Origin of the sequence: Xanthomonas sp. SHU 166, assembly GCF_000364685.1 — a bacterium.
Classification (GTDB): domain Bacteria; phylum Pseudomonadota; class Gammaproteobacteria; order Xanthomonadales; family Xanthomonadaceae; genus Xanthomonas_A; species Xanthomonas_A sontii.
This window is the reverse complement of the sequence record NZ_AQOJ01000762.1, coordinates 1-5,004: the sequence shown is the minus strand read 5'-3', so window position 1 is coordinate 5,004 and position 5,004 is coordinate 1. Positions and strand designations below refer to the sequence as shown.

Genomic DNA, 5,004 nt, shown 5'->3' with positions numbered 1-5,004 from the left:
GGCTTCCGCGGCGCCAGCCGCTACGTCGATCCGAGCTTCGTCGCCGCGTTCGCGCTGGAATGCAAGGCGGTGCTCAAGGTCCGCAACGAGATGGGCCTGGACAACATGTGGGTCATGATCCCGTTCGTGCGCACCCTCGAGGAAGGCCGCAAGGTCGTCGAGGTGTTGGCCAGCAACGGCCTGCGCCAGGGCGAGAACGGCCTGAAGATCATCATGATGTGCGAGGTGCCGTCGAACGCGCTGCTGGCCGAGGAATTCCTGGAGATCTTCGACGGCTTCTCGATCGGTTCGAACGACCTGACCCAGCTCACCCTGGGTCTGGACCGCGACTCCTCGATCGTGGCGCACCTGTTCGACGAGCGCAATCCGGCGGTCAAGAAGATGCTGTCGATGGCGATCAAGGCCGCGCGCGCCAAGGGCAAGTACGTGGGTATCTGCGGCCAGGGTCCGTCGGATCACCCGGACCTGGCCGAGTGGCTGATGCAGGAAGGCATCGAATCGGTCTCGTTGAACCCCGACACCGTGGTCGACACCTGGCTGCGCCTGGCCAAGCTCAAGAGCAAGGGGTGATGCCGATGCAGTCGTGGCTGACGGCACTGACGGCGGCCACGACCGCTGCACCGGCGACGCGGGCGGCGCGCCCGTTCGACTGGCGGACGCTGGACTGGGCGCAGTACGCGCTCAACTGGGGCGTGGCGATCCTGATCCTGGTGGTCGGGATGTGGATCGCCAAGCGCCTGAGCGAATGGCTGCGCAGCGCCCTGCTGCGCGCAAGGGTGGAAGCCACGCTCAGCAATTTCCTGCGCAACGTCGCCTATGCGTTGATGCTGGTGCTGGTGCTGGTCACCGCGCTGCAGAAGATCGGCGTGCCGCCGACCTCGCTGTTCGCCGTGCTCGGCGCCGCCGGCCTGGCGGTGGGCCTGGCGCTGAAGGATTCGCTGTCCAACATCGCCTCCGGGGTCATGCTGATCGTGCTGCGGCCGATGCGCGACGGCGACCACGTGGTGGTGGCCGGCCAGGAAGGCGTGGTCGACGAGATCCGGATCTTCCAGACCCGCATCCGCACCTTCGACGAGCGCATGGTGACCCTGCCCAACAGCACCATCACCACCGCGCCGATCGTCAACTACAGCACCCTGCCCAACCGTCGCCTGGAGATCACCGTCGGCGTCGGCTACGGCGACGACCTGAAGAAGGCGCAGGAACTGTTGCTGAAGATCGCCCAGGACAATCCGAACATCCTGAAGACGCCCGCCCCGTTCGTGCAGGTGACCAACCTGGGCGAGAGCACGGTGGACCTGATGCTGTTCGGCTACGCCAAGAACAGCGATTTCGGCGCGGCCAAGAGCAGCACGCTGGAGCAGATCCGCAACCAGCTACTGGAGAACGGGCTCAGCATTCCGTATCCGCAGCGCGACCTGCACGTGTACCACCACGATGCCGACGGCCGCCCGATCGCCGAGCTGCTGACCAAGGGCGTCACCGACGACGGCGAAACCAAGCCGGGACCGCCGCTGGCGCGCTGAGCGGCGGCGTCATTTCCTGTGCTGCCTGTGCATCCGCCCGACGATCGTCGGGCGATCTCCCGCATGCGCCTCGACGGCGTCTGGATCGCGGATCAGCCCTCGCCCTGCCCGCCCAACGTGCCCATGAACGGACGGTAGTAACGCAGTTCGTCGATGGAATCGTGCACGTCGCTGAGCGCGGTGTGCGAGGAGGTCTTGGTCAGGCCGGCCGACACCGTCGGCGCCCAGCGCCGCGCCAGTTCCTTCAGCGTCGACACGTCCAGGTTGCGATAGTGGAAGAACCGCTCCAGCCGCGGCATCTGCCGGTGCAGGAAACGCCGGTCCTGGCAGATCGAGTTGCCGCACATCGGCGAGGTGCCGGGCTTGCACCACTGGGTCAGGAACGCCATGGTCTCGGCCTCGGCCTGGGCCAGCGTGACCTGGCTGTCGAGCACGCGCTGCCACAGGCCGGAGTGGCGGTGCTGGTTGCGGTTCCATTCGTCCATCGCCTCCAGCGTCTGCAGCGGATGGGCGATGGCGAACTCCGGGCCCTCGGCCAGCACGTTGAGTTGCGCGTCGGTCACCACCGTGGCGATTTCGATGATCGAATCGCGATCGGTATCCAAGCCGGTCATTTCCAGATCGATCCAGATCAGCCGATCGTTCGCCACGTGCGCTTGCGCCATATCACCGTCCTGTCGTTCGCGGCGGCGAGGCCGGCGCGGAAGTGTCGTATCAGACTTCAATGATACCGCGCGGCCTGCGCAACCGGCAGGGGCTGGCCGCTCACGCGCCCAGCGGCGGCTTGCCGCGCTTGGCGCGGAAATAGTTGGTCAGGCGCGTGCTCGCCTCCGCCGCCAGGACCCCGCCGCGGACCTGCACGCGGTGGTTGTGGCGCGGGTCGGCGAGCAGGTCGAACACGCTGCCGCAGGCGCCAGTCTTGGGATCGGTGGCGGCATAGACCAGTTCCGCCACCCGCGCATGTACCACCGCCATCGCGCACATCGCGCACGGCTCCAGGGTGACGTACAGGCGGCTGCCGACCAGGCGGTGATTGCCGAGCCGGCGGCCGGCCTGGCGCAGCGCGACGATCTCGGCATGCGCGCTGGGATCGTGTTCGGCGATGTTGAGGTTCCAGCCCTCGCCCAGCACCTCGTCCTCGGCCGAGACCAGCACCGCGCCGACCGGAATCTCGTCGAACTCGCGCTCGGCACGCTCGGCCAGGGCCAGCGCATGGCGCATCCAATGTACGTCGCGCGCCAGTTGCGCGTCGTCGCCGACGCTCATCGCGACGCGCCGTGCTTGCGCACGAACTCGGCGAAGACCGCCAGCGTCGCTTCGCTGACATGATGCTCGATGCCCTCGGCATCGCGGCGCGCGGTGTCGGCGTCGATGCCCAGGGCCAGCAGGAACTGCTCCACGGTCTGGTGGCGCTGCCGGCTGGCCGCGGCCAGCGCCTCGCCCTCGGCGGTCAGGAACACGCCGCGGTAGGGCCGCTGCACCACCCAACCGCCCTTGACCAGGCGCTTGAGCATCTTGGCCACGGTCGGCTGGGCCACGCCCAGGCGCGCGGCGATATCCACCTGCCGCGCTTCGCCACCGTCGGCGAGCAGGTCGGAAATCAACTCCACGTAGTCCTCGATCAGCTCCAGGCGGTGCGCCTCGCGCACCTGGCGGAAGCTTTCGACCTGCACTTCGGCGTCGAGCAGCACCGCCGGCGGCGCCATCGACTTCCCGCTTTTCTGCATCGCAACGCCCTTGTCCTGTGCCGGCGCCCGCCGGCCACCCGCCTATTCTGGCCGAAATCCGGGCTATCGCAGCGATTTGAATTGCCAATGCTAATCCATATAGCACATGCTATATACTCGTTCGCACCCCGCCCCACGTGTCATTGCCATGGCCGCCCCCCTGCCCCTGCCGAGTTCCGCTGCCGCGCACGCCAGTCGTGGCGAGGCGCGTCCCAGCCTGGGCGCGATGCATGCCAGCGTGGCCGTGCCGCGCAGCGGCCTGGGCTGGCGCCGCTTCCTGGCCTTCCTCGGGCCCGGCTACATGGTCTCGGTCGGCTACATGGATCCGGGCAACTGGGCGACCGACATCGCCGGCGGCTCGCACTTCGGCTACCTGCTGCTGTCGGTGATCCTGCTCTCCAACCTCATGGCGATCGTGCTGCAGGGGCTGGCCGCGCGCCTGGGCATCGCCACCGGTCTGGACCTCGCCCAGGCGTGCCGTGCGCACTACTCCAAGCCGGTGAACTTCCTGTTGTGGCTGGCCTGCGAAGCGGCCATCGTCGCCTGCGACCTGGCCGAGGTGATCGGTACCGCGATCGCGCTGAAGCTGCTGTTCGGCATCCCGCTCACCGCCGGCGCGATCATCACCTCGATCGACGCGCTGCTGGTGCTGTTCCTGATGCGCCGCGGCTTCCGCGCGCTGGAGGCGTTCGTGATCGCCCTGCTGACGGTGATCTTCGCCTGCTTCCTGGTGCAGATCGTGCTGGCCGCGCCGCCGCTGCGCGAGGTGCTGTCAGGCTTCATCCCGCGTGCGCAGGTGGTGACCGATCCGGCCGCGCTGTACCTGGCGATCGGCATCATCGGCGCGACGGTGATGCCGCACAACCTGTACCTGCATTCCTCGATCGTGCAGACCCGCGCCTACGAGCGCACCGACCAGGGCCGCCGCTCGGCGCTGCGCTGGGCGCTGGCCGACAGCACCATCGCGCTGAGCCTGGCGCTGTTCGTCAACGCCGCGATCCTGATCCTGGCCGCCGCGGTGTTCCATGCGCACGGCCGCACCGACGTGCAGGAGATCGAACAGGCCCACGAATTGCTCGCGCCGATGCTCGGCGTCGGCCTGGCCTCGACCCTGTTCGCGGTGGCGCTGCTGGCCTCCGGCATCAATTCCACCGTCACCGCCACCCTGGCCGGGCAGATCGTGATGGAAGGCTTTTTGCACCTGCGGCTGCCGCCGTGGGCGCGGCGCCTGCTGACCCGCGGCCTGGCGATCGTGCCGGTGGTCGCGGTGACCTCGCTGTACGGCGAACAGGGCACCGCCAAGCTGCTGGTGCTGAGCCAGGTGGTGCTGTCGATGCAGTTGCCGTTTGCGGTGATCCCGCTGGTGCGCTTCGTCACCGACAAGCAGCGGATGGGACCACTGGTGGTGCGTCGCGGGCTGGCCTGGCTGGCCTGGACGATCGCCGCGCTGATCGTGGTGCTCAATCTGAAGCTCCTGGCGGATACGTTGTTGCACTGAGCGATCCCGCTGCCGACGCCGTGCGCAGACGCGGACAGGATGGCCGCGCTGCGAACGGACGTCCGAGCACATGCGCGTCGTTACCTGTCCTGGGATGCAGCCAGCGGCACCACGTACGCCTCCAGTTCCGCCATCCGCCCATCGCGAAACCGCCAGACATCGCAGTAGGAGAACCGCGACGTCCCGGCGTCGCCGGTCTCGAGCGTGATCTGGCCGAGGGCCACGACGTGGCCGTCGCCGATGATGTACTTGC

At 68.1% G+C, this 5,004-nt stretch carries 6 protein-coding genes; 3 read left to right on the top strand and 3 right to left on the bottom strand.

The features are described from left to right. Both D180_RS17765 and D180_RS17760 read left to right on the top strand, forming a co-directional pair. A partial coding sequence (locus tag D180_RS17765) for a putative PEP-binding protein (protein WP_017913856.1) occupies window positions 1-570 on the top strand: 570 nt, incomplete at its 5' end. Between the two features lie 5 nt (window positions 571-575). Beyond that, window positions 576-1,526, top strand: a complete 951-nt coding sequence (locus D180_RS17760; RefSeq protein WP_017909494.1) for a mechanosensitive ion channel family protein — start codon at window positions 576-578, stop codon at window positions 1,524-1,526. Between the two features lie 92 nt (window positions 1,527-1,618). Here the strand turns inward: D180_RS17760 and orn are convergent, their stop codons facing one another. The 3 genes from orn to mntR form a co-directional block, all read right to left on the bottom strand. Continuing rightward, window positions 1,619-2,191: an oligoribonuclease gene (gene orn / locus D180_RS17755; protein ID WP_017909493.1), complete on the bottom strand. Its 573-nt coding sequence runs from the start codon at window positions 2,189-2,191 to the stop codon at window positions 1,619-1,621. A gap of 100 nt (window positions 2,192-2,291) precedes the next feature. Further along, window positions 2,292-2,792, bottom strand: a complete 501-nt coding sequence (gene tadA / locus D180_RS17750) for a tRNA adenosine(34) deaminase TadA (protein WP_017913855.1) — start codon at window positions 2,790-2,792, stop codon at window positions 2,292-2,294. Further along, window positions 2,789-3,253 (bottom strand): manganese-binding transcriptional regulator MntR, encoded by a 465-nt coding sequence (mntR, locus tag D180_RS17745; RefSeq protein WP_026143893.1) that lies wholly within the window; start codon window positions 3,251-3,253, stop codon window positions 2,789-2,791. Before mntR ends, tadA begins: the two co-directional genes overlap by 4 nt. Window positions 3,254-3,401: 148 nt before the next feature. Between mntR and D180_RS17740 the strand changes: the two genes are divergently transcribed. Beyond that, entirely contained in the window at window positions 3,402-4,751 is a 1,350-nt protein-coding gene (locus tag D180_RS17740) for an Nramp family divalent metal transporter (protein ID WP_017913854.1), read from the top strand. Window positions 4,752-5,004: the final 253 nt, after the last annotated feature.

Bases quoted from the DNA above. Each gene is read 5' to 3' on its own strand.
- D180_RS17760 (WP_017909494.1), top strand. From the start codon at position 576: ATGCAGTCGTGGCTGACGGCACTGACGGCGGCCACGACCGCTGCACCG.
- orn (WP_017909493.1), bottom strand. From the start codon at position 2,191: ATGGCGCAAGCGCACGTGGCGAACGATCGGCTGATCTGGATCGATCTG.
- tadA (WP_017913855.1), bottom strand. From the start codon at position 2,792: ATGAGCGTCGGCGACGACGCGCAACTGGCGCGCGACGTACATTGGATG.
- mntR (WP_026143893.1), bottom strand. From the start codon at position 3,253: ATGCAGAAAAGCGGGAAGTCGATGGCGCCGCCGGCGGTGCTGCTCGAC.
- D180_RS17740 (WP_017913854.1), top strand. From the start codon at position 3,402: ATGGCCGCCCCCCTGCCCCTGCCGAGTTCCGCTGCCGCGCACGCCAGT.